The sequence below is a fragment of the Photorhabdus hainanensis genome (genome assembly GCF_018448965.1).
GTDB lineage: Bacteria > Pseudomonadota > Gammaproteobacteria > Enterobacterales > Enterobacteriaceae > Photorhabdus > Photorhabdus akhurstii.
The window spans coordinates 1-647 of sequence record NZ_RCWD01000125.1; the positions used below are offsets into that span (position 1 = coordinate 1).

A 647-nucleotide genomic window follows, 5' to 3' on the forward strand; every position below is an offset into this window, starting at 1 on the left:
ATTTCCCCTGAATATCCATTAGAGCGGGTTCGGTTTATTTTGGACGATACCCAATCCCCCTGCGTCGTCACTCAGCAAAAGTATCTGGCAACGCTGGCGACAGAGACGCAACCATATGCGGTGCAACCGGTACTGATAGCGGCGGATGACCCGACAATCACCGCAGGCCAGCCGGTAAACAATCCGGCATCGGTAAACCAACCCTCAGATTTGGCTTATATCATTTATACCTCAGGCACCACCGGCCAGCCGAAAGGGGTCATGATTGAGCACAAAAATGTGGCGCATCTGGTGGCGGCACAGACAGCGCTTTTTCATGCGACAAAGAGAAAAAAAGCCTTAATGTTTGCTGCTTATGTTTTTGACGCCTCGGTTTCCGAGTTATTCCTCAGCCTGCTTCATGGTCATACTATTTACCTTTGCAGCGAAACAGAACGTAATGTCCCCGCAGTTGAAAAACTGATTCAACGGGAAAGCATTGAAATAGCCACCTTACCCCCGGCCATACTGAAATTATTAACGGGCGCTCAGTTGCCTTCCCTGCAATTATTAGTCACCGCCGGAGAGTCACCTTCTCCAGATTTTCTTGACTACTTCAGCCAACACAACGGCATACTGAATGCTTACGGCCCGACAGAAGTGACCGT

1 protein-coding gene is annotated in these 647 nt (G+C 49.6%); it reads left to right on the forward strand.

Features of this window, described 5'->3' with window-relative positions; genetic code table 11:
• Window positions 1-647, forward strand: a 647-nt coding sequence (locus EAE92_RS24170; RefSeq protein WP_214069870.1) for an AMP-binding protein, incomplete at both ends; no start/stop codon positions are given.